This is a genomic window from Natrarchaeobius halalkaliphilus, from assembly GCF_003841485.1.
Classification (GTDB): domain Archaea; phylum Halobacteriota; class Halobacteria; order Halobacteriales; family Natrialbaceae; genus Natrarchaeobius; species Natrarchaeobius halalkaliphilus.
On sequence record NZ_REFY01000007.1, the window covers coordinates 15,146 to 41,792 of the forward strand.

A 26,647-nucleotide genomic window follows, 5' to 3' on the forward strand; every position below is an offset into this window, starting at 1 on the left:
GGTGATCGGCTCGAACGGTCCGCCGAGTCGGGGACTTCGATACGCGCAAAAAACGCGGGCCGAAAGCGGTGATCCCCCACCCCCCAGTGGAGAGCACAGCGCTGTCGACCACCCGCTCAGCCTGGCGTGTCGGGAGACCGCCTCGTCCGGGCGAACCCGGTGGGCGAGCCGGGTCTCCGTTCATTTACCGCCGATTGAACGTTCACGCCTGCTGATATAGCTTCGGTGGAACACTGTGGCGATTGCCGACTTTTTCGTACAGACCGTTTGCGACGCCGCCACCTTCCTTGGTGGACCGCAGTAGCGGGGTAGGAGCCATCTAATGGGTGTGGCTATTGACGAACCCCCAGCCCCCGCCAGCTACCCCTTCTCGGCCGAAGTATGTAATTCTTTTGACTTTTCTCCACCATTTCCACTCCAATTTTTATTCACACAGATGTTATTACATTGGTTGCTGAATATGTGAACGCTGTGCGATCGATCGTCGATACGGCTCACTTCCGGCCGCTGTTGACGAACCGCGCTCCAGTGACCTTCTCTCTCGATGGCCCTCGTTCGAGCACCAATAGGATTGCTTATTTGGATCTGGACCGTCCTCTCCGAAAGAATGTGGCCACTTGGACACGCCGCGATCGCCTACCTCTGCTATACGGTATCGACTCGAGCCCGTTTTGATAGTCCACCCGCACCACTGCCCGTTCTGATCGTCCTCTTCGGGAGCCAGTTTCCGGACCTCGTAGACAAGCCGCTCGCGTGGTATCTCGGCGTCCTTCCGACGGGGCGGACGCTCGCTCACTCGTTGCTCCTGTTGGTCCCGCTTTCGCTCGCCATCTACGCTCTCGCTCGGCACGCGGGACGCGCGGAGTACGGAATCGCCTTCGCGATCGGAGCGATCTCGCACGCGCTCGTCGATGCGCTCCCGGTGCTGTGGGGTGGAACCAGCGCCGACTTTTTGTTGTGGCCCCTGATCCCGGTCGAATCCTACGAAAGCGGTGCGCCGACGATACTCGGACTCCTGTTCGACTCGCTCGGTGACCCGTACTTCCTCTCAGAGTTCGTCATCGCCGCACTCGCGTTCGTGATGTGGCGTCGAGACGGCTATCCCGGACTCGAAATATTCTCGAGGCCCCGCTCCGAGCACTGATTGGGGTTCGGACGAAACGCTGCCACTCGAGTCACTGCGATACGAACTCGACGTCCGTAATCTCGATGCGTGCGCCGCCTTCGGATCCCTCGGTCACTCGAACGTCCCATCCGTGGCTGGTGGCGACTTGCTCGACGATGCTCAGGCCGAATCCGGTTCCCTCCGTTGCACTCGAGTAGCCAAACTCCAGGACGATCTGTCGATCCGACTCGGGGATACCGGGTCCATCGTCCTCGACGTAGAACCCGGTGTCAACGGTCCCGACCGAAACGGTGACGTCCGCTCCACCGTGTTCGATGGCGTTTCGCAAGAGGTTCTCGAGTAACTGCTGGAGGCGGCTTCGATCGGCCCGGACTTGACTGGTGCTTTCCGTCAGGAGCGTTGCGTTCGCGGTCTCGACCGCGTTCCAGCACTGTTCAGTCAGGGACGCGAGTTCGACCGGCTCCGGTTCACTTATCTGCTCGCCCTCGCGGGCGAGCGTCAGCAGGTCGTCTATCAGCGCGTTCATCCGTTCGTGTGATGCGGCCACGTCCTCGAGATGCTCGCTTTCGCACTCCTCTTGTGCCAGTTTCAACCGCCCGTCCGCCACGTTCAGCGGACTTCGAAGATCGTGGCTGACGACGCTCGTAAACTCGTCGAGGCGCTCGTTCTGGCGCGTCAACTCGCGTTCGCATGCCCGTAACTGCTTGGTCCGCTCGACCTGTTCGAGGGCCGTCGCGATGTTACTCGCCAGGATCTCCCCGAGAACAAGGTCTCGCTGATCGAACGCTTCGGGTGTCGGTGATCCCGCGAGCAGAATTCCGTACACGCCGATCGGCAGGTGGAGTTCGCTTCGAACGGGCGTCTCCGGATTGTACACGTCTCGGTCGGTGTGAATCTCGTCCAGGGCGACGGCCTCACCTCGCTCGTAGACGCGCCAGGCGATACTCTCGTCGCCGGAGAACGTCGGCAGCTGACCGACGAGTTCGTAACCGCGTCGGTCGCGGCGACGGGAACGAGCCCCGACACGGACTCGTCGTAGAGATGAATCGCGTTCGCCTCGAGATCGAGAATATCTCGGGCGGCTTCCACACCGATTTCGGTGACTCGCTCTCGAGACTCCGTCGCCATCAACTTCTGCGAGGTCTCGTTGAGGGCCTCTAGTCGCCGTTCTCGCTCTTTCCGATCCGTAATGTCGTGATACACCCACAGGTGTCCGTTTCCGTCGAGTAACTCGATCGGTCGATAGCTGCGAACGAACGCTCTGTCGTCCCGAAGCGCCAACTCTTCGCCATCGATGCGGTCACGGCTCTCCACGAGTTCGTCGACGCGTTCGACGAAGGCGTCGGGTTCGACGAACAGTTTGCTAACGTCCGCTGTGATCTCTTCGCAATCCGCACCGATGGCGTCCGCCGGCTCTCCGTCGATATCGAACAGGCTCAACAGCCGCCGATTGATCGACAGCACGTTCCGCGATGCGTCCTCGGCAAGGACGCCGACCGGAAGCGTCTCGAACAGCGTCGACAACAACGCGGTCGTCTGCTCGAGTTCGCGTTTTCGCTCTCGTTGTTCCGTAACGTCTCGACCGGAGATGAGTAGCGAGACGACCTCTTCGTCGCTGTTTCTAACCGGTCTGAACACCCCTTCGACGGTGTAGGGGTCGCCGTTCGGGTGAACGAGATCGACCTCGAATTCGACGTACTCTCCGCCAGCGGCGCGGTCGATCCACTCCCTGACCGTTCGCTGGGCGGCTTCGGAGTGATCGAACCACGGCGTTTCCGAGAATGAGCATCCGACCACCTCCTCGACGGCCACGTCGACGTAGTTCATCGCCGTCTGGTTGATATCGAGAACCGTCCCATCGGTTTCGATCAGACTACAAAGGATGTTCGGATCGTTGAACGTCGCCTGGTAGCGTCGTTCTTTCCGGCGAAGCTCGCGCTCGCGTTCTGCTCGCTCGGTGACGTCTTGAAACTGCGAAAAGACCGCGATGACGTCCCCATCGTCGCCGGTAATCACGCGATTGTGCCACTCACAGATGATTCGCTCGCCGTCCTTTCGAACGTTCTCGTTGATGCTGTGGTAGCCTCCATCGTCCTCGAGTAGACCCGAGACGACGGTGTCGACTGCGTCACGATCGGATTCGGGAACGATTAGCTCCCACGATCCTCCTCGCAGCTCAGCCTCGGAATAGCCCAGAATGTCCGTGGCAGCGTCGTTCGCACGAACGAACTCGAACCCCTCGCTCCATTCGATGACGCCGATCGGTGACCGATCGAAAAACAGCGAGTGTCGTTTCTGACTCGCCCGCAGTTCCCGTCGAGACCGGGACTGTTCGACGACGTTGCCGATCCGGTTTGCCAGCACGGCGTACTGGCTGGACGCGGATTCTTTCTGGAGATAGTCGGTCACACCGGCCGAGATCGCGTCGCTCGCGACCTCCTCGCTGCCCTTACCCGTAAACAGGATGAACGGAAGATCCGGGTGATCCTCGCGGACGGTCTCGAGAAACTCGATTCCGTTTATCTCGGCCATATCGTAATCGGAGACCACGCAGTCGACGTCGTGAGTGGCGAGATACTCGAGGCCGTCGCATGCGCTGGCAGCGGTTTCGACGTCGAACCGTTCGTCGTTCCGCTGGAGAAAGAGCGCCGTGAGATCCGCGAAGTCCGGCTCATCGTCGACGTGCAAAACGCGGATCGTTTCGCTCATACCGTCAATATTTGTGAAGATTTACCATAGTCGTTATGGTAACGTCGTCCTCGCTGCCCGTGATTTGTTGCTCCACCGCCCCTCGTGTGATCGACTGTCTTCCCTGTCCAGTGATCGATCGGATCGATACGAACGGGCCGGCAATGGGGATATTTGTACGTCGATCGATCAGGTACCGGTATGAGCACTGAGATTTTGCCCGACGTCTACGACATCACCGTCGAGGAGACTGATGGGCGTCGAACCCGCGCGTTCCTTCGGACTCGAGACGTGCCCACACTGATCGATACGGGCTTTGCGGAGACGACCGACGCGTTGTTTACCGAACTCGACGACCTCGGGATTGCTCCCCGACGACTCGTCATTACGCACGGTGACTCCGACCACATCGGCGGATTCGACGACGTCGTCGAACGGTACGACGTCGAGACGTGGGTTCCCGAACAGACTACGGTCGACACTCGCGTACGCCCGGACAATCGATACGAACACGGCGATAGCATCGGGTCGTTCGAGGCCGTCCACACGCCCGGCCATCAGCCGGACAACTACGCACTCGTGGACGAGGAAGCCGGGATTCTCGTAGCCGGTGACGCCTTATTCGGTGCCGATCTCCGTGGGCTCCCCGACGGCTATCTCGTTCCGCCGCCGGCGCTCTATTCCGAGAACGTGAACCGAGCCGAACAGAGCCTGGAGACGCTGCTCGAGTACGACTTCGATGCGGTGCTCGTCTTTCACGGCTCGTCCGTGACCAAAGACGCGTACGACCGCCTCGAGGCGTTCGTCGACTTCCCCGGGAAGCCGGACTGGGCGACGTATCTGGATAGTGGGCCCTGAATCTCTCCGTACGACCGGCGAACTCGATTCTCACGTCGCCTCTCTTTATGAGCCTCGAGTCGGAACGATACGTATGGACGAGATCGACCTCGACGAACTCGTGGCGTCGTTGACCCCTCGAGAGGAGAACCAGACGATTACGGTCTACCAGAATACGGTCGCTGTTTCGTGTCCGGCCTGTGATACTCAGTTCGACGATCTCGTCGTCTGCAAGGAGAATCCGGCGAGCCTCAACCTCTCGAAGCAATTGGATCTCTGCGTCGGCTCCGCGGACGGCCACGCAGTTATCTTCACTCACAAACAATTGGCTTAACATCACTCTCGAGCACAAACGATCAAATGCACATATTTATAATCAAATCTCGGGGCGTTTCGCACAGAGCGAACAGGTTGGTTGCAACCCTTAATATCCCAACGCCCGCGAACTTTCGTCCTTCAGGGCGGGAAGAATGTCAATCCCGACGTTATCAGTAACTGTCTCGAGCGGATGTCCTTCCCCTGCGTCTAGGACACATACACGAGGATATACTCAAACGCAGCCTTCCGGGCTACGTGCTCCTGCTTCTTGTAATTCCGAATCAAATGAGACGAGATCAACGTCGTGCCCCTGTGCACAAGCGAGAATCAAGCAATCAAGCGGGTATAGGAGCGTTTCGCGCTGCAATCGATTGGCATCCATCATGTCAGATGCGTCAGGGATCACAACCCGGACATCAGCGGTAATTTCATCTTGAATGGCTTCCGTCTGCGAGAGTTCGAGACGTTCCTTTTTGGTCAGTACGGACCGCACTCCATGAGATTGAGTGTTGAGGTGAGAAAATCATGTTCACCGTCAAGGACTTCTTCGGCCATCGCTCCAGTATCGGGTTCATCTGTTACTGCAGCGATGAATACGTTGGTGTCAAGAAAGAGCTTCATGTCCGTTCGCGTAGTTCGCGAACCTCGGCTACTGAATCGACATCAAGTTCGCTGGCCAGCCCCCGAAGCCGTTCTCCGAGTGGAGGGCGATCACTGCCCTCCTCCTCGTCGTCAGTCCGCGTGAATTCATTCACGTCGTCAGCGTAGACTCCCATATTCGATTACTAGTTCTCCGGCGGTAAAACAGTTCGCCACAAGTCATATGGTTTAATCGTATTACTCCCATTCTTGGTTGCTGAGAGCGTGTCGTAGAACACGTCTTTTGGGATGGGAGGTTGATCAAAAGCATATTAATCGCTGTCGTGAGATCTTCGATCCCTCTCCGTTTACGGCGAGGAGGAAGTCACATCTCGCGCTCTTCGCTAGTGGACGTGAACCATTCGAGCGTCTTGCGATTCTCGTCGCTGAGCGCAATAATGTACTTTTTCGCTCCTATTCCGTAAGATACGCGCTCAGAGAACCTGCCGTTATACTTCACTGTTGAAGCGACACTTGGCAGATGTGAACTGCTGTATGCCGTAAGCGATTCTAGCCATCAGCCGTCGAGAAACCCGTAGCCGATCCCTCGCATTTCCTCGAGAAACGCCTCGTCCGTGCTGTGGAGGCCCGCACGAAGGCCGGCGAGATAGATATCCATCTTGTAAACGGACTCCTCGAACTCGTCCTCGGCCACGTCCTCGAGTTCTCGGAGACGTTTTCGATCCGATCGTGCGAGGACGAACGTTTTTTCGTCGCGTTCGTCCTTCGGACTGTCACATCGAATCCTGTGTGGGAGTTCGTCGGCCCCTCTCGCCGCGGTCTGTGACCCCGAGGAGTCTTCCGGCTCGTCGGACTGACGACGTTCGTTCGTGTCGCTTGATTCAGGACGTTCGTCGCGTTCAGTCCGTGCTGGTGTTCGATCGTCGTCGCCCTCGTCGGTATCGAGGCCGTCATCGCCTCCACCGACGTTGTACCGCGTTCCTTTCCCGTTGCTCATGCGTTGGCCCTCGTCTCGTCGAGATCGTTGAGCACTGCTTCGGGATCTGCATCACCCATCTCGGTGTCTTTGACGGTGTCCCACCGATCGATGGCATCGTCGTAGCTGTACTCGCCGGTCATCATCCGTCCGATCACTTTGAACGCCATCGGGACGTGTTCCTCGTAGGGACGGAGATCACGTGTCTTGTCCGACTCCATGAAGGCAAAGAGATCCATCTGTTCGTCCCAGGAGTATTTGAGCAGCGAGTGCTCTGGAATCGAAAACGGCGAGACTGGTACGTCTTTCTCCTCGAACCGTTCTCGATACTCCTCGAAAATTTTCGCCTGGTCGACTCGAGAGGGGATGCATCCGGCGATCGAAATCTCCACGCCCAGATCAGCGAACCCATCGTGCATCGCGCCGACGGTGTCTTCGAGCCCGTCCTGGGACGCCTCGCCTTTCGGCGTCAACTCGAGTGGCACCATGATATTTCGCGCAGCAAAGATGGCATTGTCGGTCAGGTCCGTCAGCGTCGCCGGACAATCGATGATGACGTAATCGTAGTCCTCTGCGAGGTCTTCGACGACGTCACGAACGACGGTAAACTGGCTGACTCCGCGCCGTCCGTCGTTGTTGAGTTCGGATTCGAAGTTCGTTAAACTCTCGTGACCCGGAACGAGATCGAAGTGCGTCGTCGGGACGATGATTTCGCGTGGATCGACGTCGTCGAAGAAGACGTCCATCACGGTCGTTTCGACTTCGCCGTGAGTGAGATTATCGTAGCCGGCGTAGTGGGTGATCGACCCGCGCTGTGGATCGAGATCGAGCACGACCACGTCGTGACCATCTCGAGAGATGGCCGCCGAGGAGTTCATACAGTTGGTCGTCTTTCCCGGTCCGCCGCTTTCTGACCACCAGGCGTACAGGCGTGCCATACACACCGCTTGTTAGCGGTCCATATTAAATACCCGTCAGACTGCTCGACTATTATCTAACGAAATGATTAACTAAACTGCCAACTAATCATTTGACTGGTTGGTTGGCCAGTTTACTGGTTAGTTTACTAGCTGGCTGGCTAGAAAACCGGCAAGACAGCCGATTATACCGAGAACCACTCAAACAACCCCCGTCGCAATCCCGTGCCACCGGAACGTCCGTAGTCGCAACTGCCCGGAACGGCGTTCTCCGGAGAAGACGATACAATCACGTTCCTATCGGCTGAGGGCTTTCGGCTCCGATGATACCTGCCCGGCCAGGTCCATGGTCGAACCAAGCTTGATCGTGCACCTATCGCCGGTCGCCTTCAGCGCCGACCGCTACGGATTGCCTTTTGTCCGCCGGGACAGGGGTTCCCTATTGATTGATAAGGAACACGAAAACTTAAATATTTTTCAACTTCTACGAGGTATTTTTCTCGGAAGGGGACGATGGTCTGGATCCAGACCAGCCCAGTCGTCGGGTCCGACACGGGAACAGGTACCGAGTATACCTCGAGCGATGGTCCACGCACCATCCGAACCGGGTCGTGACTGTCCCTGAGAAAAGCGTTGTCGGGGTATTTATGCGTTCGAGCCGTGGCTGGACACGGCAATGCACGTCCTCGTACCACTCGACGGATCACAACAATCGTGGGCCGCGTTCGATCACGCGCTCTCGACCGCTGAGGGTGCGATCACGGCGCTTCACGTCGTCAACCCGGCCGACGGGGTCTACAGCGATTACGACGGCGGTGGCTACTACGATCCCGAAACCCACCAGCGGACACGTGAGCGAGGTGACGAACTCCTCGCTCAGGCTCGAACCCGGGCCGAGGAGGCACGGGCTTCGGAGGCGATCGTTCTCGAGTCAGCTATCGAGACAGGACCGCCGGCTCGAACGATCGTCGAGTATGCACGCGATAACGACGTCGGCCGAATCGTGATGGGAAGCCACGGTCGTTCGGGCGTTGCGAGGATTCTGCTCGGAAGCGTCGCTGAAGCGGTCGCGAGACGAGCGCCGGTGCCGGTCACGATCGTTCGGTGACGTCGGCCTGGTTGGTGTCGACCGCTCCGTTCGAACCCGTCCGAATCGCCCCGTTAATCACGACCAATGTAGGCTCTTTTCACGAGTTAACGACCGATCTGAGCCTTCACCCCGACGTTTTCAGCGGAAATCCGGTGTCCGGCTAGGACGGCATCTTCAGGGAACCTTGCACGGCGGTCCCCGCCGAACGATTGTCGGTCGTGCTCGCATCGACGGTGATCTGGTCTGGTAGGCAACGATGGTCATTGCACCTCGCTGTACACCTGAGCGCACGACAGTTACACGGTCGATATCCGAACCGCTACGGCGGTACTTAACTGGGACCGATCACCGTGTTGCTCCTCGCGATCCCATCCCCTTATTCATATAATCTGATATCATCACCAAACATCAACATGTCAAAACACTCTATCTGAATTATACATAAGTATAATGTCTATTTTATAATACCGATATGTAGACCTCTCGAAACCGTACCCCGGGTTCGACTGAACTTATCTCGTGTCGAACTCGATTACGGTCTTAATCCGATTATTTCCACTAGATAACGCTTGTTCAGCATTAATTGGGGAGAAGACATCGGTAATAATATCGTCCGTAAACCAGTCGGGAACTCGAGCGAGCGACTCCTTCGCTGACTCGAAATGTCTGAGATGAGAATTGACACTTCCGAGAATTACTTTGTTCTCGAGAACTATCTCACGGTGTAATCGACCACCGTCGATATCGAACGTCCAGTCTTCGGGAATACCGAGTAGAACGCCGACACCGTTCGGAGCCAGCGCCTCAACCGTTTCGAACGCGTGTTTTGCGTATCCAGTTGCCTCGTAAACGAAATCGACAGGTTCGTGAACGTCTGCGATCTCGGAAACGGGTGTTTCCCGCGAATCGACGTACGTCGCGCCGAGTTCGTCGATGATGTCGATCGTCGGATCGGGGCGATCACGGCGGCCGAGACAGTACGACCGCTCGACCGTCTGATCCAGCATCGCAAGCGTCAGTAGACCGAGTGGTCCGTTTCCGAGAACGAGAGCCGTCTCGGGAGACCAGTCGAACATCGAACGAGAGGCAAACGCGTGTTCGAGCGCCTTGACCGTGTTGCTCATCGGTTCGACGAGAATGCCGGTTTCTGCGAACTCGTCGGGGATCGTGACCAGGTACTCTTCCGGGCTGGTGAAATACTCCGACATAAAACCGTGAGCACCGTCGATTCCCCGTTCGAGATAGGTTCCAGGCGGTGCCATATCCGGCTCCCCACGTTCGAAGTACTCGTTCGATCCCTCCGGCGGTCGTCGAACGGTTGGGACGACGAGCTGTCCGTTCTCGAGTCCGGTCCCGTTTGGATCCTCGACGACGCCGACGGCCTCGTGACCGATGATCTGATGATCGTCGCCCGCGGGAAACCCACCGTGGTTTCCGTTCAGAACTTCGAAGTCCGTTCCGTCGATTCCGACCCGTAGCGTTCGCACTAGTGCCTCGCCGTCCGCTGGCTCCGGAACGGGCGTTTCGATAAGGCTCGGGGTATTCTCCCCTCGCTCGACGACGATCGCTTTCATTGGCTGACCCGTGCGATGATTTCGATCTCGACCCCGATATCCACCGGAAGGTCTTCGACCTGGATGGCGCTTCGGGCGGGGTATGGCTCGCTCAGGTACTCCTCGTATACGCCGTTGATCGCGTCGTAATCGTCCATATCCTGGATGAAAACGGTCGCCTTGACGACGTCGTCGAGCGAACTCCCTGCCGCTTCGAGGACTGCACCGATGTTTTTCATCGTTCGATGAGTTTCGTCCTCGATATCTTCCCCGACGATCGCTTCGGTTTCGGGATCGATCGGTCCCTGTCCTGAAACGTACACCGTTCCGTCGTCTACGAGACCCTGGGAGAACGGTCCGATACTCGGTGGCGCATTGGGTGTAGATACCTCTTTCATAACCAGTTACGACCACTCTCGCATGAATAAAGTATATTTCGGTTCGGCCGCTTTTTAACCGGTCGTGTTTGCCACGTCTCGTTCGCTGACGGGCTCGTCACTCTCGGGCCCAGCGTGGGCCCAGATCCGATCCAGGACGTACCCCGGCTCCCCATCCTCGAGACACATCGGATTGATCGTCACGACGTTCTCATCCAGTCGGTCCGCTCCGACGAACACGCGCGGGTTCTCCGACCGCAACGCTCGAACGAGTTCGGATGCCGAAATACCGGCCTCGTCCGGATCGATTCGGACGATAGTTTCCGGCGCTACGGAGACGTCGTTGCCGACGGTAACCGTCGTTTTGATACCTTCGATTTTGGAGAGCTCCTCGGAGATCCGAACCGCACGTTCGTGCCAGCCGCGATTCGTTTCGGCCTGATCTTCTTCGAGGAAGGACTCGAGGGCGACGATGAGGCCGACGAGTTCTTCCTTGCCGACTTTCATCGGCCGGCCGATTCCCTGGCGGGGAACGCCGTCGATTTCCTCGAGATCGATCAACCGTTCCGGCGGTTCCCAGACTTCACTCGCGGCGTGCATGTCGAGATGTTGGAGAGCCATCGACTGAATGAGATCTTTTCGGCCCGCGACGATCCCGGTCGTCTGCGGCCCGCGGATCGCCTTGCCGCCGCTGAAGACGACGAGGTCCGCACCGTCGTCGATGAACCGGGAGAAGTTGGTCGTCGGTGGCAACTCGGCTGCTGCGTCGACGATGACCGGAATATCGTGTTCGTGGGCGATTTCGGTAACGACACCGAGTGGAGGGCCTGTGTACGGTTTTTCGATGTATCCGATCGCGGCCGTTTCGGCCGTGATTGCAGCTTCGATCTCCCACGGCTCGACGTTGGTTGAGCCCGTACCGAGATGTCGGTCGTTGGTCCCGACGTCGACGATCGTTGCTCCGGTCGCTCTGAACGCGTGATCGTAGCCGGTTCGATGGGTTCGTGGCATGACGATCTCGTCTGGAATTCCGGCCGTCTCCGGGAGCCGATCCATTCGCTGGATATCGTGACCTGCCAGGGCTGCGGCCGCACCGAGTAGCAGTCCGGCAGCTGCACCGCTGGTCACGTATCCCGCCTGTGCGCCCGTTATCTCCGCAATACGTGCGCTCGCTTCGGCCTGTAGATCGGAGAGTCGAACGAACGACTCGGATGCACGGTTCATCGCATCGATCGCACCGGTACGGATCCGACTGCCACCGATGCGCGTTTTCGTTCCCGTTGCATTGATAACGGGAGGAACACCTAGCTCGTCGTAGATAGAATTGGCTTCGCCTGCCCTGTCCATGCACTCTCTTCCTCGATAGTGAATAAAAAAGTTCGGTTCCGCTCTCGTTTCTTTGTGGGAAATACTAATAACCTCTAACTCCGAATGCGTCGAGTATGGCTACGGAACTGGGAGACGAAACGATCGAGGCGACGGTTCGCTCGTTTTCCGTACTCGACGTGCTCATCGATAGCGCACAGCCGGTTGGCGTTACCGAGATTGCATCGCGGACGAATATGACGAAGAGTACGGTGTACAAACACGTCAACACGCTCGTTGCGCTGGGTTACGCCGAAAAAGTCGGAAGCCAGTACGAACCGGCGATCCGGTTTCTCGACTGTGCCAGGCGAATCCGATGGGACAACGATCTCATTCGAACAGTTCGCGAACCGGTCGATGAACTCGCCGAGATGGCAAACGAGGTCGCCGGACTCGTTATCGAACGAAACGGTGTCGCAATCGACGTCTACTGTGCCGATCAGTACTACAGCGGTACGTTTCCCGCGTACAATACTCGCCATCTCCATTGCAGCGCTGCAGGGAAAGCGATCCTCGCGGAGCTACCGGACGAACGTGTCGAGTCGCTCGCGCGGACGTCGACGGCGCTGACCGAACATACGATCACCGATCCCGACGAGTTGCTCCTGGAACTCGCCCGGATTCGAGAACGCGGGTTTTCGCTCGACAGGCAGGAGCAGTTCCCGGACGTGAACAGCGTTGCTGTCAGCGTCGAGACTGACTCGTTCGTCGCATCCGTATACGTCTCCGGACAGGCGGACGAACTGTCGGGGAAACGATTCGAGGAGAACATTCCCGGACTCCTTCTCAGTGCGAGTCGTATGCTGGCATCGACTCTCGAGTGATCGCCGTCGATGGGCTGGGTTATCACAACAGATACCGCTTGCCGGGATCGGTTTCCCATCGACTTCGTTCCCTCCATGATCGAGTGGGGAATCCTGCGAGCGATTAGTTTAAAATAGGTCCGCTGCAATATCTCGGATGCCAATGAAGTTGTTAGCAATCGTTGCACATCCGGACGATGCAGATATATTCTGTGGCGGTACGATCGCGAAACATGCAGATCGCGGTGATACCGTCACGATCGCTCACATGACCAAAGGGGAGTACGGTGGGTTCGACACCGATCGGGAAACCGTTGCCGAGACGCGAGCCGAGGAAGCTCGTCGCTCGGGTGACGAACTCGGTGCGGCCGACGTGACGTTCCTCGGATTTCCCGACGGTCGCATCGAATACTCGCTCGAGAACCGTCTCGAAATCGTCGAGACGATCCGCGAGCACGACCCGGATCTGATCCTGACACATTACCGAGAAGACATGCATCCGGATCACCGGGTCACGTCCCGGCTCGTCACCGACGCCTATTATATGGCATCGCTTCCGCTCGTCGAAACCGAGTACGAGCCGTGTGACCCCGACAACGTCTACTGCTTCGGAAAGCCGACGTCGACGTTCGAGCCGACGACGTACGTCGATATTTCTGGATACGAAAACAGGAAGGCCGCGGCCATCGACCACCACGAGTCACAGGTCGCTTTCCTCGAAGAACACGGCGGTATCGATGCGGAATTCGACAACCTCATCGAGGGTGTCGCCGCTGAAAATGCGACGCTCGGAAAGAAAACCGGCGTGAACAGCGCGGAGGGGTTTCTTGCGCTCCACGAGCAGGCAAACGACTATCTCGGTTGAGCAACGCTTCGACCACTGTTCTGACCGGTAATCGAGAAACGCGCCGCCCGTCATCGGCGGACCGCCGTTCGATGTGGCATGTGACAGCGGCCAATTCCCACGCGTGCGATCGGTTCCCCTGGAACTCGTCGTCGACTCGAGAGCGCAATCTGCGTCGAAGCCACGGAGACTCGTTCGGCTCGTCACAGCTGTCGTTTCGCTCGAGAATACCTTCACCGAGATCTCTGATCTCGAACGGGATGTTTCGCCCTGAGAAACACAGCTAACTATCCTCCAAAATTTACGCGTGTACTGTTGTAATTCCTGTGGAAGAACTTCCAGAAGAGTGGAATAATCGGCCTCTCTGTTTCTCTCTAAGAAACGCCGGGATGGCAGACGATCGACCGATACGAAGAGCGACCCTCCTTACTACCGGAATGATAGCAAGACACATACGCTACGGGGAATGAAGCTCTCGACCGACTCCGGAATATTTCGTCCATCGAAACAACCGGCTACGATACCGTGTTCACCACTCTGCGATCGTTCCGTCCTCGTGTCGCCAGATCGGGTTCGACCAGTCCAGGTCCTGTCGCGATCGTTTTCGGATCGCCGACTCGTCGATCTCGAGGCCGAGCCCCGGTTTTTCGAGGAGCGAAAGATAGCCATCGACGAATTCGAAGACCGACGAGTCGTGCAGGTAGTGATCCGCGGCGCTTTTCGGAGCCGGATAGATATCGAACCCGTGATCCTGAACCAGCAAGTTCGGAATATGCGTGCTCACCTGTAGTGACGCAGCGAGCGCGATCGGACCGAGCGGACAGTTCGGCGCGACCGCGACGTCGTGGGTCTCCGCCATCGCGGCGATCCGGACGAGCTCGGATATTCCTCCTGCGTGCGAAACGTCCGGTTGAATAACGTCGATTCCACCGCGTCGAAACAGGGGTTTGAAATCCCATCGGGAGTACAGTCGCTCACCGGTCGCCATCGGAACGTTCGTCCGACCGGCTAGCGTCGGAAGATACTCCAGATTCTCCGGAAGCAGCGGTTCTTCGACGAACAGCAGATCGAACTCCTCGAGCGCAGCGATGACGCGTTTTGCCAGAGACTTCGAGATTCGCCCGCGGAAATCGACGACGATATCCATCTCGTCGCCGACGACCTCGCGGACGTGCTGGACTCGATCTGTAATCTCGTCGACCGCAGCAGGCGGCTCGAGATGTCGCATCTGGTTCGAGGCGTCCATCTTCAGGGCGGTGTATCCGGCGTCTGCCAGCTGTTTCGCTTCGGCTCCGATTTCGGTGACACGATCGCCGCCGATCCACTGGTATACGCGAATTCGATCCCGGGTTCGTCCACCGAGAAGTTCGTACACGGGAACGTCGAAGCTCTTCCCCTTGATGTCCCATAGCGCCTGATCGATCCCTGCGATCGCGCTCATCAGGACCGGGCCACCGCGGTAAAAACACCCTCGGTACATCGCCTGCCAGTGATCCTCGATAGTGTGTGGATCTTTGCCAACGAGATAGCTGTTCATCACCTCCTCGACGGCGGTTCGGACGGTCTGTGCCCGCCCCTCGACGATCGGTTCACCCCACCCCACGACCCCGTCGTCCGTCTCAATTTTCAAGAAGAGCCAGCGCGGCGGAACTTCGAACAGTTCGTATCCGGTGATTTTCATACTGAGAGCGTACGTGATGAACCATTAAATAGTCACCCGATGGGCTGCGTTCCTCGGTCTGTCGTCGCATTTCGAATCTGATCCGTAGTAGAAGTCAGCGCGACCTATTTCCCGATAACAATTGGAAAAAGTTATGTACAACGTGTTGCTATACGAGGACGAGGCTTAGCTATGAGAAACCATACTCGCCGGAAGGTGCTTACAACGACTGGTGCAGCGACCGCGTTCAGTCTCGCGGGGTGTATCGGTGACAGTGACGGAAGCAACGGGACGACGATCGAGACGCGATACATGGACGCGCCCGGTATCGAGGACTACTTCGAAGAACACACGGCGGCGTTCGAAGAGGAGACCGGAATCCACGTCGAGTTCGAAACCGTCGGGTGGGGTGAAGCTCAGGATACGCTCATGAGCGATATCACGAGTAGAACCGGCCCGGACGTTCAAGAAATCGCTTCGACCTGGATCCCGGAACAGTACGATGCGAACGGGTGGATGGACCTCGAGTCCGACGAGGTCGTCGATCACATCCCGGACACCGGAATGTTCGAAGACGGTGCGATGGACGTCGCGACGTTTCAGGATACGCTCGTCGGTATCCCGTGGTTCTGGGGTCCGCGCGCGTGGCAACAGGTAGACGAGGAGGTCGAAGCTGGTGACGTCGCCGGACACCCCGAAGACTGGGACGGTCTCGTCGATCAAGCACAGGCATACGACGGCGACAATCACCTGTTCGCACTCATGGGATCCGATTACGAGCCCATGCGGAACTTCGCGATGTTCCTCTGGCAGAGCGGCGGACAGTTGCTCACCGACGACAACTCCGAGCCGGCCTTCCACAACGAAGCGGGAGTCCAGGCGCTCCAGTTTTATGCAGACCTCTACGCCGAGTACGACGTGCTCGACTCCGAAACGGTCGAGTGGGCCGCTGCAGACATCAACGGTGCGTTTGCGGGCGGACAGATGGCCAGCACCATCGACGCCCTCGGAACCGTCGGCGCGTACGAGGAAGAGGACGGCCAGTCGCTAGACGACCTCTCGATCTCCGCTCCGCCCGTCGGCCCCGACGGCGACGGCGGCACCTTCTTCGGCATGGAGCTGCTCGGTATCCACCCGTGGACCGACGAGCCCGAAGCAGCCGCACAGTGGATCGAATACCTGCTCCGCGCCGAACCGAACGCCGAAATCTCGAGTACGGTCGGATTCCTGCCGACCAATCCCGACGGGTTCGACACCGAGTACTTCGAACACGACGTCTACCAGACGTTCAACGATGACGTCTTCCCGGTCGCACAGACGTACCCACAGGTGCTCGGCTGGGGTGAGATCGAGGGCGAACTCAACAGATCCGTTGCCGAGGTCATCCAGAATGCCGTTACCGGTGACCTCGAGGAAGGGGATGTCCAGAACGCGCTCGACGACGCCGCGGAAGTCGCACACCAGACGTTATAGTCGATTCCGGTCGAATCAGCTATCCCCCGCGAGTTGCGATGCGTTCGCGGTGGATCAGCTCGTCGATCCCCTGCCGTATACGTCGTCTCTCGATCCACAGCCGTTGTGACGTTGACCTGTATCGCTACCGCGTTCGAGAGAACAAAAACATTAACCCAACTCAACCCTCATAACCGTTATGGTACGTACGACGAGACAGTTTCGAAGCCGACTAGCCGATCTTCACCTCGGGAGCTATCTCCCGCTGTACAATCGGCTGACCGAACAGCAGCGTTTTGCATACAAACTCCTCGCCCCGGGGCTCGCGATGATGTTTCTTATTCATTTTATTCCGATCATCTGGGGGACGCTCATCAGTTTTCTCGGCGTCGACTCGAGTTACATCTACCGGTGGCATGCAGCCCCGTTCGTCGCGCTCGAGAACTATCAGTACGTATTGGATCCACGTACCGTGGTCGGCGGCCGGTTCTGGTTCTCGGTCCGGCAGACGGTCATCTTCGCGGTCGGAACCCTGGTGGTGACGTACGTTCTCGGGCTAACGGCAGCCCTCGTTCTCAATCAGAAGTTCAAGGGGCGATTCGTGGCGCGAACGCTGTTGTTACTGCCGTGGGTCGCGCCGGTCGTCGTCACGCTGCTCATCTGGCGAATGATGTTCCAGCAACAGAGCGGCATCATCAACAACATTCTCATGTCGATCGGGGTCATCAACGAGCCGATCTACTGGCTCATCGGGGACAACGCCATCTGGACGCTCGTCCTCACCCACTCGTGGACGCAGTTCCCGCTCGTGATGATCATGCTGTATGCCGGGTTGCAGTCGATTCCCGAACAGCTCTACGAGGCCGCAGCGATCGATGGAGCTGGCCGGTGGGAGAAGTTCCGCCACATCACTTTTCCGCAGCTAAAACCGGTTTCCGCCGTGGTCGTGTTGCTGGTGATGCTGTGGACTATGATCAACTTTACCGCGCCGTACGTCCTGCTCGGCGCACAGCCGCCACGAGCAGGCCAGGTTTCGATCCTGTACATCTATGACTTTGCGTTCTCGAACTTCCAGTTCGGCCGCGGTGCGGCGATGAGCGTCGTCCTCTTTGCGATCGCGATGACGATGGCGCTTGCGTACTACAAGTATCTGTTTGACGAGGACTTTACGGAGGGAGACCAATGATTCCCACGGGACTTCAGCTGTCGTCGTCGGCCACGGAGCGCCTGTTCGATCTCTTGACGAAGGGAGTTCTCGGCACTCTATTACTGTTCGCGTTGTTTCCGATCTACTGGATGGTCATCTCGAGTTTCCGGACCCGGACCGAGATCACGGCCGCAGATCCGCAGCTCTTACCGTTCGAGCTCGCAGAGATTCCGGCCATCGTTCAGGATCCCGTTCTCCTGGCCGAGATCCTCCACTACGAGAACTACGTCACGATGTGGGGGCGGTTCCCGGTGTTGGACTACTTTATCAACAGTCTCATCATCGCGAGTACGACGACCGTCTTCGCTCTCATCGTCGGCTGTCTGGGCGGATACGCCTTCTCGAAGTACCGGTTCCCCGGGAAAGGTGCCGTTGGAGGCGCGTTGCTCGGCACGCAGATGATACCGGGAATCCTCATCTTGATCCCGATGTTCCTGCTGTTCGTCTGGATCCAGGATACCTTCGCAATTCCGCTGGTAGACACCTATCACGGAATCATCTTCGTCTACACGACGTTCACCATTCCGGTGGCGATCTGGATGCTCAGGGGATTCTTCGATACGATCCCTGACTCCGTCGAGGAGGCGGCGCGGGTCGACGGCTGTTCGCGAATACAGGCACTCGTCCGTGTCGTGCTCCCGATGGCTGCTCCAGGCATTGCTGCCACGGGAATGTTCGTCTTCCTCGTTGCGTTCAACGAGGTGTTGTTCGCGTCGATTCTCGCCAGCGGCGACGTGACTCCGTTCGCGATCGGCATTCAGAGCTTCGAAACGCAGACGACAGCCTACTGGGGCGAAATGATGGCCGCATCGACGGTCGCAACGGCTCCCGTTTTGCTCCTGTTTGTCCTCTTCCAGAAGCCGATCGTCGAGGGACTCACTGAAGGGAGCGTCAAACAGTAAGTCGATCTTCACTGTTTTCGTTTGATCTGTTCATCCGTCGTTAGGTAGTTATAAATATCCTCGCGAACCACCGTAGTACAAATGGCACGTGTCAACATAGATGAGCTGACCAAAGAGTACAACTCACCAGGCGGGTCGATCGTCGCCGTCGACGATCTGAATCTCTCGATGGAAGACGGCGAGTTTGTCGTCTTCGTCGGCCCGTCCGGCTGTGGGAAATCGACGACCCTTCGGTGTGTCGCCGGCCTCGAGACGGTGACCGACGGCGCAATCCGCTTCGGACCGGAAGACGTGACTGACCAGAAACCGAAAGAGCGGGATATCGCGATGGTGTTCCAGAACTACGCGCTGTATCCACATATGAGCGCTCGAGAGAACATGGCCTTCGGATTGAAGATGTCCACGGATCTCTCCGCGGACGAAATCAGCGAGCGCGTCGAGGAGACTGCCGACATGATGGGCATCGAATCGTTGCTCGAGGACAAGCCGAAAGCGCTTTCGGGTGGTCAACAACAGCGCGTCGCGCTCGGTCGTGCGATCGTTCGTGATCCCGAAGTGTTCCTGATGGACGAGCCCCTGTCGAATCTCGATGCCAAGCTACGTGCCCAGATGCGGACGGAGCTTCAACAGCTGCAAAAGGAACTGGACGTGACGACGGTGTACGTGACCCACGACCAGACCGAGGCGATGACGATGGGCGATCGGATCGTCGTCCTCAACGACGGTCAGCTACAGCAGGTCGGAACGCCACTGGAGTGTTATCACCGACCGGCCAACCAGTTCGTCGCCGGCTTCCTCGGCTCACCGCCGATGAACTTCCTCGATGTCGAAGCCGATCCCGAGGACGGGAGTCTCCGTCATCAGAACTTTACGCTTCCGCTATCGGATTCTGCTCCCGCCGATCTCGACGGAGACAGGTTCGTTCTCGGAATCAGACCGGAGCACATCACTCTCACGGAGACGCCACAGACCCACGCCGAGCCTGATCGACTGATCGAAACGGACGTTACCGTCACCGAACCGATGGGCGACGTGACGAACGTCTATCTCGAGGTCGGCGGAACGTCCGTGACGGTAACGACCGACGGCCACGTCGGAGTCGCTGCCGGCGACCGGATACACATGCACGTTCCGGGTACGAAGACTCATCTCTTCGATGCCGAATCAGGGGCGGCAGTCAAACACAGCGACGAACCGATCGACTCGAAACCGGTCACGGAAACGAGCGGTCGCGCAGAGACCGCATAATCAAAGCGATATCGGTGAATAGTAGTTCGTACTCGGTACCGCTTCGATCTGAAAACCCCTCGAGTCACTGCAACCTGGATCAGCGTGTCTCGCGCTTCGACTCGGGCCCGCGTCTCGACGCATCCGGCGTTGCGCTGTCGCAGATCAACTGCTACGCTCCCGACTCGACGATGACGGTCGGTTTGGCGTCGAGTTGATCTTTTCGCCGTCTCTTTGTGACGTTCGACTGCTGGACTCCTGGTCGCACGCTTACGGTTTTGTGTAGGGGTCCGACGGCTCGCTCTCGGATTGGCTCGATCATGTTCGTATATAAACCATATCTCAGCTTCACTTTTATTGTAGAATAGTACACAATCAAAAAGCCTTCAATATAAATAACGTCTATATTTCCGATATTATTTTATAGGAGAAAGTATAATATTATGATGGCCACGATTGTTTGTGGCTATTGGATGCGAACGAGCGAACCACCGACAAACGATATCCATGAAACGAACACGTCGAAACGTACTGAGTAACGCAACGAAACTATCCGCCCTACTGGCTGGAATCGGTGCCAGTGGTGCAGTTTCAGCAGAGAGCTATCCCGAATGGGATCCAGACGCCGTGTATACGGGGGGTGACCGGGTCGTCTACGAGGGCTCCGTCTGGGAGGCCCAGTGGTGGACCCAAGGGGACGAACCCGATACCGAATCGGGTCCCTGGGAGGAACTCGAAGAGGGTGGCGACGAAAACGACAACGAGAACGACAACGACGCTGATAACGGGGAATATCCCCCGTGGGATGCAGACACCGTCTACACCGGTGGCGACCGCGTCGTCTACGAAGGATACGTCTGGGAGGCTACTTACTGGACCCAGGGTGACAAACCCGGTGAATCCGAATGGGGCCCCTGGGAAGAGATCGAAGAGTACGACGACGGAGACGACGAGGACGACGAGGACGACGAGGAGTTGACCGCGAGCTTTTCGATCAGCACGCAGTTCCCCGACCCCGGCGAGGAGGTCGAGTTCGACGCCGCCGACTCGGAGGGCGAAATCGAGAGCTACGACTGGGAGTTCGGTGATGGGACCGAAGCGAGCGGTGAGGTCGTTTCGAACGCGTTCGACGAAGGGCAGTACGACGTCACGCTGACCGTCGAAAACGCCGACGGAGAGACCGATACGGACTCCGTCAGGATCACCGCCGGCCGACCGTCTTCGGACGAAAAACGCGTCGTCGCGTACTACCGACAGTGGGCACAGTACGACCGGGACTACCTCCCTCGAGACATTCCGTACGACCAGATCACACACGTTCAGTACGCGTTCGCACGGCCCGAAGAGGACGGCACCGTCACACTCGTCGGTGACAGCCACGGACAGGGCGCCTTCTGGGATCAGGGTGACGACTGGCGAGGCGTCGACGGTGGCACCTTTGCGGAACACGCCGCCGAACACGACGACACCAAGTTCGTCCTTTCGATCGGCGGCTGGGGAGACTCCGAGTACTTCTCGAACGCAGCCCTGGATCAGGAGAACCGCGAGCGGTTCGCTCAAAGCTGCGTGGAGTGGGTCGATCGAGGAAACCTCGACGGCATCGATCTCGACTGGGAGTTCCCCGGCGGCGGTGGCTGTACCGACGAGGATCCGGTCTGTGACATGGATAACATCGTCCGCGAGGGCGATCAGGAGCGCTTTACGCTGCTCTGTCAGGAAGTCCGTGATCATCTCGACGATGCCGCCGAGAACGATCCCGATCGGGACGAACCGTACGAACTCACCGCCGCGGTGAGTGCGAACCCGGACGTCGCGGAAGGCGTCGAAGACGGGATGAACGGACTCGAGCACGACAAACTCTCCGACATCCTCGATTTCCTCCTCGTGATGACGTTCGACTACCGGGGCATCTGGAGCGAGACGACCGGCCACCACGCGCCGCTGATGGAAAGCTCCGACGACACCTTCGAGGATGCCGAGATCTGGAACGCAGAGTACGCACTCCAGTACTGGGAAGACCAGGGCTGGGACCCCGACCAGCTCAACATGGCTGTCCCGTTCTACGGCCGAAGCTGGACGGACGTCCAGCCGCCAGAGGGTGACTTCGGCACTGGCGAGGACGACGGTCTCTTCCAGGAGTACGAAGGCGACGGAGCAGATGCGAGCGGTGACGGCTCCTATCCGAGCTGGGATCCGGCGATGGGAAGCAGCTACGCCGGCGTCTGGGAGTGGTTCGACCTCGGCGGAGACGGGCGCGGCAACAGTAACAACGTCAACCTCGAGAGCTCCGAGTGGGAGACGTACTTCGACGAAGAGGCCGTCATGGCTTGGAGCTGGAACGCCGAGGAGCGTACGATGATCTCCCACGAAACTGAAGAGTCGATGGAGGCCAAGATGCAGTGGCTCAGAGACGCCCCGTACGGCGGAACGATGCTGTGGGCGATCGGTGGAGACACCTACGAGGGAGATCTCATCGGAACGCTCTGGAATACGCTCAACGAGTGAGATGACGAGCGAATCCAGCGGCACCGGCGTCTGTACGCCCCGTCCGATCACTGCACAGTACCGACAATCCGAAACACACACGACCAACAGAGACCCATGAAACGATCACGGCGTGACCTACTGAACGACGCATCGAAGGTACCGATCCTGTTCGCCGGACTCGGCGCGAGTTCGGTCGCAACAGCACAGGACTACCCCGAGTGGGATCCGGACGAGGTCTACAACTCGGGAGACAGAGTCGTCTACGAGGGCTCCGTCTGGGAGGCCCAGTGGTGGACGCGCGGAGACGAGCCCGCCACCGGCCCCGGCCCCTGGGAGGAAGTTGAAGAGAGTGGCGACGAGAACGACAACAGCGGCAACGATGAAGAGTATCCAGCGTGGGATGCGGACACCGTCTACACCGGCGATGACCGGGTCACCTACGAGGGGTACGTTTGGGAGGCCAACTACTGGACCCAGGGCGACGAACCCGGCGATACCGAGTGGGGACCCTGGGAGGAAGTCGAGCCTATCGACGACGAGCCGGATCCGGACCCGCCGGAACTCGAAGCGTACATCACGACGAGTGCCACCCGAATCGAAACCGGTGACGAAATCGAGGTCGACGGCTCCGATTCGACGGGCGAAATCGAGAGCTACGAGTGGAAACTCGGTGATGACACCGAAGCGACCGGCGACGTCGTTACCCACACCTACGAAGAGACCGGCGAGTACACGGTCGAACTCACCGTTATCGACGAGGACGGTGAAACCGATACTGCAGCCCTCGAAATCACCGTCGCCGACGAAATCGAGGGTCCAGGCGACGACTTCAAAGTCGTCGGCTACTACCCCGGCTGGAAAGCAAACGACGAACAGGACTACTATCCGAGCGACATCCCCTTCGATAAGGTAACCGACGTCCTGTACGCGTTCATCGCACTCGACGAGGACGGCAACGTCTTCCCACCCGAGGACGACGAAACGGAGTTCGACATTCCGCGCCAGACGCACGAAGAGAACCTACAAGAGTTCGCGAATCTGGCAGACGACGTCGACTGTCGGCTTCACCTCTCTGTTGGTGGCTGGACGCTCTCGGACAATTTCCACATCATCGCTGAGGACCCGGACGCCCGCGAGACGTTCGCGGATAACTGCGTCGAGTTGATGCGCGAGTACAACTTCGACGGCGTCGACATCGACTGGGAACACCCGGGCCCCGAGCAAGGCCAATGTCAGTGTGGGAACGCGGACGACTACGAAAACCACGTTCTGTTGCTCGAGGACCTCCGCGAGGCTCTCGATGAGGCGGCCGACGAGGACGGCCAGTACTACTACCTGTCGGTCGCCAACGGCGGCTCCGACTGGAACGCGGGTGGCCTCCGACACGGCCAGATCGGTGATGTCTGTGACTCGGTCTACGTCATGGCGTATGACTTCACCGGCGAGTGGCACGACACGGCGGGGCTGAACGCACCGATCTACGGTGACGATCACCCCCTCGACACGAGCGAATACGGTGACGATCACCACGATCAATACTACGTCGAGTACGCCGTCGACGAGCTGTGGGCGGGCGATCACGGCGAGGAGGGCTTCTGGCCCGGTCAGTGGGAGTACCCACCGGCGGAACCCGCAGCGTACGACGAACTCGTCCTCGGCATGCCGTTCTACGGCCGTGGGTTCAACAACGCGACCGAACCCTACGACGGCATCGGCTTCGGACCGGATGCACTTCCCGAAGGGACCTGGCACCACCTCCTTGCAGACGGCGAGGATCCGACCGGCGCGTTCGACTTCGGTGATCTGGAGGAGAACTACGAGGACGCAGACGGTTGGGAGAAGCAGCGCCACGAGCCCGGTGCGGTGCCGTATCTGGTCAACGAGGACGAAGAGACCTTCATCAGCTACGACGACGAGCAGTCGATCGCTGAAAAGGTCGAGTTCGCGAAAGAACGCGGTATGCAGGGCGTGATGTTCTGGGAACTCGCCCAGGACTGGGACGAATCGCTGCTGGATACGATCTTACAGACGACCTAGTCGCACGACGGTCTCTCGAGGACCGTCTCGGCTTCGATGTCGGATGGAGCCGTCCGAAACCGCGAGTGACTGGATATCCACGGCCGAACCGACGCCCGCCACGGACCTTCGTTGGCGGCGCATTTCGAGAGAGTACAAGCAGCCGGACCGACGTCCGGTATCCGAATGATTCGACACCCAACACATGAAACGAACTCGACGAAACGTCCTCGGTACAGCATCGTCAATGACCGCACTCCTGTTCGGTGCCAGCGCGAGCACCGCTGCACGGGACTACCCCGAGTGGGATCCGGACGAGGTCTACAATTCGGGAGACCGGGTCGTCTACGAGGGCTCCGTCTGGGAGGCCCAGTGGTGGACCCTAGGTGACGAACCCAGCGCGGGTCCTGGTCCCTGGGAACGACTCGAGGAAGACGCCAACGACGACGAAAACGACGATGAGAACGACGGTAACGGCGGCAACGACAGCGAATACCCCTCCTGGAACGCAGACACCGTCTACACCGGCGGTGATCGCGTCGTCTACGACGGCTACCTCTGGGAAGCGAACTGGTGGACGCAGGGCGACGAACCCGGCGAATCCGAGTGGGGCCCCTGGGAAGAGATCGAAGAGTACGACGACGGAGACGAGGATGATGACGATAACGGCGACGACGACGTATTGGCGGGCTTCTCCGTCAGCGACTCGAACCCTGACCCGGGCGAGGAGGTCGAGTTCGACGCCGCCGACTCGGGGGGCGAAATCGAGAGCTACGACTGGGAACTCGGTGACGACACCGAGGCAACCGGCGAGGTCGTCATCCACACCTACGACGAGGACGGCGACTACGAGGTCGAACTGACCGTCACCGATGTCGACGGGGCGACCGACACCGATTCGACGACCGTCACCGTCGCGGACGAGCCAGATAGCGACCTGACCGCCGACACCGCTCTCGAGGAGTTCTACGCGGAGTTCGACAGGGACTTCTATCCGGAAGAAACCGAAGGTGGCGTTCCCGGACTGCTCGAGAACGAGTTACACGAGGATGCAAGCGAGCACGGGGCCGATCTCGACGCGATCGAGAACGACGCTGGAGACGGATCGATGGAGCTCGGCGCGCTCGGCGACCGCGGACTCGAGCTGGTCAAGCATTTCGACGACGTCGGCGTGGCACGAGCAAACACCGCGCGGCTCGTGGCGTGGCTGGCGGGGCTGGCCGAGGAGACCGAACCGATTCCGTTCAACGATGGAAGCGGACGGGGCGGTGGTCTTACGGCCGACGCGGGACCAGTAGCGGCGACGAACGATCCGTCGGTGTTCGTCCAGAACGCGTGGCCGTTGGGCGAGGACTTCGACGACGTCTACCATCAGTCCCAACGCGAAGACTGGAGCAGTGGAGTCAGCGACGACCAGTACACCAACGTCGAGAATCCGATCATCGACGCCGCAGTCAATAAGGTCCATCCGCTCACGGGCGAGTCCCTTGGCAACGGCTTCAGTGCGAACGCGCCGCTCGAGGCGACCGCGGAACTCCACGGGGACGGTTGGCAGTTCGATACGGCGCTGATATTCGAGAACACCACCGACGTACCGCTGTTGATCGACGGCGCGGTCATCTGGTGGGTCGGGCCGTCGAAAGGCGGAACCGGTCTGGATCAGTTCTCCTACGACAACGCACAACGCAAGAACTTCTCGGTGGGTCACCCACAGCGCGACGTCATCGAGGTGGCGCTGCCGGACGAGTCCAAACCGGGTTCATTCGAGGGAACCGACGCGCCGCTGTCGGCGTACGGCGTCCGGATGGCACAGCACAACAACCCGTACATGTACCGGACGCTCTATCCCAACCAGAAGTTCTCGATGACCTACGGAAACGTCACCGGCCCCGATCAGTACGACTGGCCGCGTGAGGACCTGCTCGAGGTGATGCTCGACACCTGTCACGTCGAGTTCCGCGATGACATGGACGACATCGAGCAAAACACGGAACTGGTCGAAACGCTCGATATGAAAAACCGCTTCGGGAACTAATCCGAAGTCGCCTCGATTCTTTGGCTCGAGCACCTATCGAACGCGGAGTAAAACTGCTCGCCGCCGGACCAGTACACGGAGTGCTTTTCGTCGGCACACGACCGATCTACGGATAGTATTCGGACGAAACGGTGAGAATGTATATTATATCCAAATAACACTAGTAG

The 26,647-nt window shown here is 58.7% G+C and carries 23 protein-coding genes and 2 pseudogenes; 13 read left to right on the forward strand and 12 right to left on the reverse strand.

The features are described from left to right. Positions 1–607 precede the first annotated feature (607 nt). Complete coding sequence (locus EA462_RS15825) at positions 608–1,144, forward strand: metal-dependent hydrolase (protein ID WP_124179554.1); 537 nt, start codon at positions 608–610, stop codon at positions 1,142–1,144. Positions 1,145–1,175: 31 nt separating this feature from the next. On the opposite strand, the gene EA462_RS17625 is transcribed toward EA462_RS15825, so the two are convergent. From EA462_RS17625 to EA462_RS17630, 3 genes and pseudogenes are all read right to left on the reverse strand, one after another. Further along, positions 1,176–1,805, reverse strand: coding sequence for a sensor histidine kinase (locus EA462_RS17625; protein ID WP_243641447.1), 630 nt, complete (start codon positions 1,803–1,805; stop codon positions 1,176–1,178). Positions 1,806–1,907: 102 nt separating this feature from the next. Then, positions 1,908–2,333 (reverse strand): annotated as a pseudogene (locus EA462_RS17945) (hypothetical protein); the annotation flags it as partial. 26 nt (positions 2,334–2,359) lie between these two features. After that, positions 2,360–3,835 (reverse strand): annotated as a pseudogene (locus tag EA462_RS17630) (PAS domain S-box protein); the annotation flags it as partial. A gap of 180 nt (positions 3,836–4,015) precedes the next feature. Here EA462_RS17630 and EA462_RS15845 point away from each other — a divergent pair. After that, on the forward strand, positions 4,016–4,672 hold the full coding sequence (locus EA462_RS15845) for an MBL fold metallo-hydrolase (RefSeq protein ID WP_124179555.1): 657 nt from the start codon (positions 4,016–4,018) through the stop codon (positions 4,670–4,672). Positions 4,673–4,745: 73 nt separating this feature from the next. Further along, positions 4,746–4,985 carry a DUF7385 family protein gene (locus tag EA462_RS15850; RefSeq protein ID WP_124179556.1) on the forward strand — a complete coding sequence of 80 codons (240 nt, stop codon included), beginning with the start codon at positions 4,746–4,748 and terminating at the stop codon, positions 4,983–4,985. Between the two features lie 216 nt (positions 4,986–5,201). On the opposite strand, the gene EA462_RS15855 is transcribed toward EA462_RS15850, so the two are convergent. The 5 genes from EA462_RS15855 to EA462_RS15865 form a co-directional block, all read right to left on the reverse strand. Continuing rightward, entirely contained in the window at positions 5,202–5,462 is a 261-nt protein-coding gene (locus tag EA462_RS15855; protein ID WP_243641449.1) for a type II toxin-antitoxin system VapC family toxin, read from the reverse strand. After that, complete coding sequence (locus EA462_RS17635) at positions 5,447–5,590, reverse strand: type II toxin-antitoxin system VapC family toxin (RefSeq protein WP_243641450.1); 144 nt, start codon at positions 5,588–5,590, stop codon at positions 5,447–5,449. The genes EA462_RS15855 and EA462_RS17635 overlap by 16 nt, the downstream gene beginning before the upstream one ends. After that, positions 5,587–5,745, reverse strand: coding sequence for a hypothetical protein (locus tag EA462_RS17415; RefSeq protein ID WP_165872109.1), 159 nt, complete (start codon positions 5,743–5,745; stop codon positions 5,587–5,589). The genes EA462_RS17635 and EA462_RS17415 overlap by 4 nt, the downstream gene beginning before the upstream one ends. Positions 5,746–6,125: 380 nt before the next feature. Then, the gene (locus EA462_RS15860) at positions 6,126–6,566 is read right to left on the reverse strand and encodes a hypothetical protein (RefSeq protein WP_124179557.1); all 441 of its coding nucleotides are present in this window, start codon (positions 6,564–6,566) and stop codon (positions 6,126–6,128) included. Then, complete coding sequence (locus EA462_RS15865; protein ID WP_124179558.1) at positions 6,563–7,483, reverse strand: ParA family protein; 921 nt, start codon at positions 7,481–7,483, stop codon at positions 6,563–6,565. Before EA462_RS15865 ends, EA462_RS15860 begins: the two co-directional genes overlap by 4 nt. Positions 7,484–8,138: 655 nt before the next feature. Between EA462_RS15865 and EA462_RS15870 the strand changes: the two genes are divergently transcribed. Beyond that, complete coding sequence (locus EA462_RS15870; protein ID WP_124179559.1) at positions 8,139–8,570, forward strand: universal stress protein; 432 nt, start codon at positions 8,139–8,141, stop codon at positions 8,568–8,570. 494 nt (positions 8,571–9,064) lie between these two features. Here the strand turns inward: EA462_RS15870 and EA462_RS15875 are convergent, their stop codons facing one another. Genes EA462_RS15875 through EA462_RS15885 form a run of 3 tightly spaced genes read right to left on the reverse strand, consistent with a single transcriptional unit; the run spans position 9,065 to position 11,829 of the window. After that, positions 9,065–10,126, reverse strand: a complete 1,062-nt coding sequence (locus tag EA462_RS15875; RefSeq protein ID WP_124179560.1) for a glucose 1-dehydrogenase — start codon at positions 10,124–10,126, stop codon at positions 9,065–9,067. Beyond that, positions 10,123–10,503, reverse strand: a complete 381-nt coding sequence (locus EA462_RS15880; RefSeq protein WP_124179561.1) for a Rid family detoxifying hydrolase — start codon at positions 10,501–10,503, stop codon at positions 10,123–10,125. Before EA462_RS15880 ends, EA462_RS15875 begins: the two co-directional genes overlap by 4 nt. Before the next feature lie 54 nt (positions 10,504–10,557). After that, the gene (locus EA462_RS15885) at positions 10,558–11,829 is read right to left on the reverse strand and encodes an aminotransferase class V-fold PLP-dependent enzyme (protein WP_124179562.1); all 1,272 of its coding nucleotides are present in this window, start codon (positions 11,827–11,829) and stop codon (positions 10,558–10,560) included. A gap of 95 nt (positions 11,830–11,924) precedes the next feature. On the opposite strand from EA462_RS15885, the gene EA462_RS15890 reads away from it, so the two are divergent. Together EA462_RS15890 and EA462_RS15895 are read left to right on the forward strand one after the other, a co-directional pair. Next, the gene (locus EA462_RS15890) at positions 11,925–12,671 is read left to right on the forward strand and encodes an IclR family transcriptional regulator (RefSeq protein WP_124179563.1); all 747 of its coding nucleotides are present in this window, start codon (positions 11,925–11,927) and stop codon (positions 12,669–12,671) included. Between the two features lie 142 nt (positions 12,672–12,813). Continuing rightward, positions 12,814–13,515 (forward strand): PIG-L deacetylase family protein, encoded by a 702-nt coding sequence (locus tag EA462_RS15895; RefSeq protein WP_124179564.1) that lies wholly within the window; start codon positions 12,814–12,816, stop codon positions 13,513–13,515. 508 nt (positions 13,516–14,023) lie between these two features. On the opposite strand, the gene dgoD is transcribed toward EA462_RS15895, so the two are convergent. Next, entirely contained in the window at positions 14,024–15,175 is a 1,152-nt protein-coding gene (dgoD, locus tag EA462_RS15900; RefSeq protein WP_124179565.1) for a galactonate dehydratase, read from the reverse strand. Positions 15,176–15,346: 171 nt separating this feature from the next. Here dgoD and EA462_RS15905 point away from each other — a divergent pair, with 171 nt between their 5' ends. The 7 genes from EA462_RS15905 (at position 15,347) to EA462_RS15935 (ending at position 26,480) form a co-directional block, all read left to right on the forward strand. Next, positions 15,347–16,627: an extracellular solute-binding protein gene (locus tag EA462_RS15905; protein WP_243641451.1), complete on the forward strand. Its 1,281-nt coding sequence runs from the start codon at positions 15,347–15,349 to the stop codon at positions 16,625–16,627. Positions 16,628–16,805: 178 nt separating this feature from the next. Further along, positions 16,806–17,792 (forward strand): carbohydrate ABC transporter permease, encoded by a 987-nt coding sequence (locus tag EA462_RS15910; RefSeq protein ID WP_124179566.1) that lies wholly within the window; start codon positions 16,806–16,808, stop codon positions 17,790–17,792. Beyond that, entirely contained in the window at positions 17,789–18,715 is a 927-nt protein-coding gene (locus tag EA462_RS15915; protein WP_124179567.1) for a carbohydrate ABC transporter permease, read from the forward strand. The genes EA462_RS15910 and EA462_RS15915 overlap by 4 nt, the downstream gene beginning before the upstream one ends. 81 nt (positions 18,716–18,796) lie before the next feature. Next, on the forward strand, positions 18,797–19,963 hold the full coding sequence (locus tag EA462_RS15920; protein ID WP_124179568.1) for an ABC transporter ATP-binding protein: 1,167 nt from the start codon (positions 18,797–18,799) through the stop codon (positions 19,961–19,963). Positions 19,964–20,449: 486 nt separating this feature from the next. Further along, positions 20,450–22,447, forward strand: coding sequence for a glycosyl hydrolase family 18 protein (locus EA462_RS15925; protein ID WP_124179569.1), 1,998 nt, complete (start codon positions 20,450–20,452; stop codon positions 22,445–22,447). A 96-nt stretch (positions 22,448–22,543) separates the two neighbouring features. Continuing rightward, a complete protein-coding gene (locus EA462_RS15930) occupies positions 22,544–24,466 on the forward strand; it encodes a glycosyl hydrolase family 18 protein (RefSeq protein WP_124179570.1) in 1,923 nt (640 codons plus the stop codon). Between the two features lie 184 nt (positions 24,467–24,650). Continuing rightward, the gene (locus EA462_RS15935; protein WP_124179571.1) at positions 24,651–26,480 is read left to right on the forward strand and encodes a PKD domain-containing protein; all 1,830 of its coding nucleotides are present in this window, start codon (positions 24,651–24,653) and stop codon (positions 26,478–26,480) included. Positions 26,481–26,647: the final 167 nt, after the last annotated feature.

What these genes read in the sequence shown, in the direction of transcription:
- EA462_RS15825 (WP_124179554.1), top strand. Translation starts at nt 608, where the DNA reads ATGTGGCCACTTGGACACGCCGCGATCGCCTACCTCTGCTATACGGTA.
- EA462_RS15845 (WP_124179555.1), top strand. Translation starts at nt 4,016, where the DNA reads ATGAGCACTGAGATTTTGCCCGACGTCTACGACATCACCGTCGAGGAG.
- EA462_RS15850 (WP_124179556.1), top strand. Translation starts at nt 4,746, where the DNA reads ATGGACGAGATCGACCTCGACGAACTCGTGGCGTCGTTGACCCCTCGA.
- EA462_RS17635 (WP_243641450.1), bottom strand. Translation starts at nt 5,590, where the DNA reads ATGAAGCTCTTTCTTGACACCAACGTATTCATCGCTGCAGTAACAGAT.
- EA462_RS17415 (WP_165872109.1), bottom strand. Translation starts at nt 5,745, where the DNA reads ATGGGAGTCTACGCTGACGACGTGAATGAATTCACGCGGACTGACGAC.
- EA462_RS15860 (WP_124179557.1), bottom strand. Translation starts at nt 6,566, where the DNA reads ATGAGCAACGGGAAAGGAACGCGGTACAACGTCGGTGGAGGCGATGAC.
- EA462_RS15865 (WP_124179558.1), bottom strand. Translation starts at nt 7,483, where the DNA reads ATGGCACGCCTGTACGCCTGGTGGTCAGAAAGCGGCGGACCGGGAAAG.
- EA462_RS15870 (WP_124179559.1), top strand. Translation starts at nt 8,139, where the DNA reads ATGCACGTCCTCGTACCACTCGACGGATCACAACAATCGTGGGCCGCG.
- EA462_RS15875 (WP_124179560.1), bottom strand. Translation starts at nt 10,126, where the DNA reads ATGAAAGCGATCGTCGTCGAGCGAGGGGAGAATACCCCGAGCCTTATC.
- EA462_RS15880 (WP_124179561.1), bottom strand. Translation starts at nt 10,503, where the DNA reads ATGAAAGAGGTATCTACACCCAATGCGCCACCGAGTATCGGACCGTTC.
- EA462_RS15885 (WP_124179562.1), bottom strand. Translation starts at nt 11,829, where the DNA reads ATGGACAGGGCAGGCGAAGCCAATTCTATCTACGACGAGCTAGGTGTT.
- EA462_RS15890 (WP_124179563.1), top strand. Translation starts at nt 11,925, where the DNA reads ATGGCTACGGAACTGGGAGACGAAACGATCGAGGCGACGGTTCGCTCG.
- EA462_RS15895 (WP_124179564.1), top strand. Translation starts at nt 12,814, where the DNA reads ATGAAGTTGTTAGCAATCGTTGCACATCCGGACGATGCAGATATATTC.
- dgoD (WP_124179565.1), bottom strand. Translation starts at nt 15,175, where the DNA reads ATGAAAATCACCGGATACGAACTGTTCGAAGTTCCGCCGCGCTGGCTC.
- EA462_RS15905 (WP_243641451.1), top strand. Translation starts at nt 15,347, where the DNA reads ATGAGAAACCATACTCGCCGGAAGGTGCTTACAACGACTGGTGCAGCG.
- EA462_RS15910 (WP_124179566.1), top strand. Translation starts at nt 16,806, where the DNA reads ATGGTACGTACGACGAGACAGTTTCGAAGCCGACTAGCCGATCTTCAC.
- EA462_RS15915 (WP_124179567.1), top strand. Translation starts at nt 17,789, where the DNA reads ATGATTCCCACGGGACTTCAGCTGTCGTCGTCGGCCACGGAGCGCCTG.
- EA462_RS15920 (WP_124179568.1), top strand. Translation starts at nt 18,797, where the DNA reads ATGGCACGTGTCAACATAGATGAGCTGACCAAAGAGTACAACTCACCA.
- EA462_RS15925 (WP_124179569.1), top strand. Translation starts at nt 20,450, where the DNA reads ATGAAACGAACACGTCGAAACGTACTGAGTAACGCAACGAAACTATCC.
- EA462_RS15930 (WP_124179570.1), top strand. Translation starts at nt 22,544, where the DNA reads ATGAAACGATCACGGCGTGACCTACTGAACGACGCATCGAAGGTACCG.
- EA462_RS15935 (WP_124179571.1), top strand. Translation starts at nt 24,651, where the DNA reads ATGAAACGAACTCGACGAAACGTCCTCGGTACAGCATCGTCAATGACC.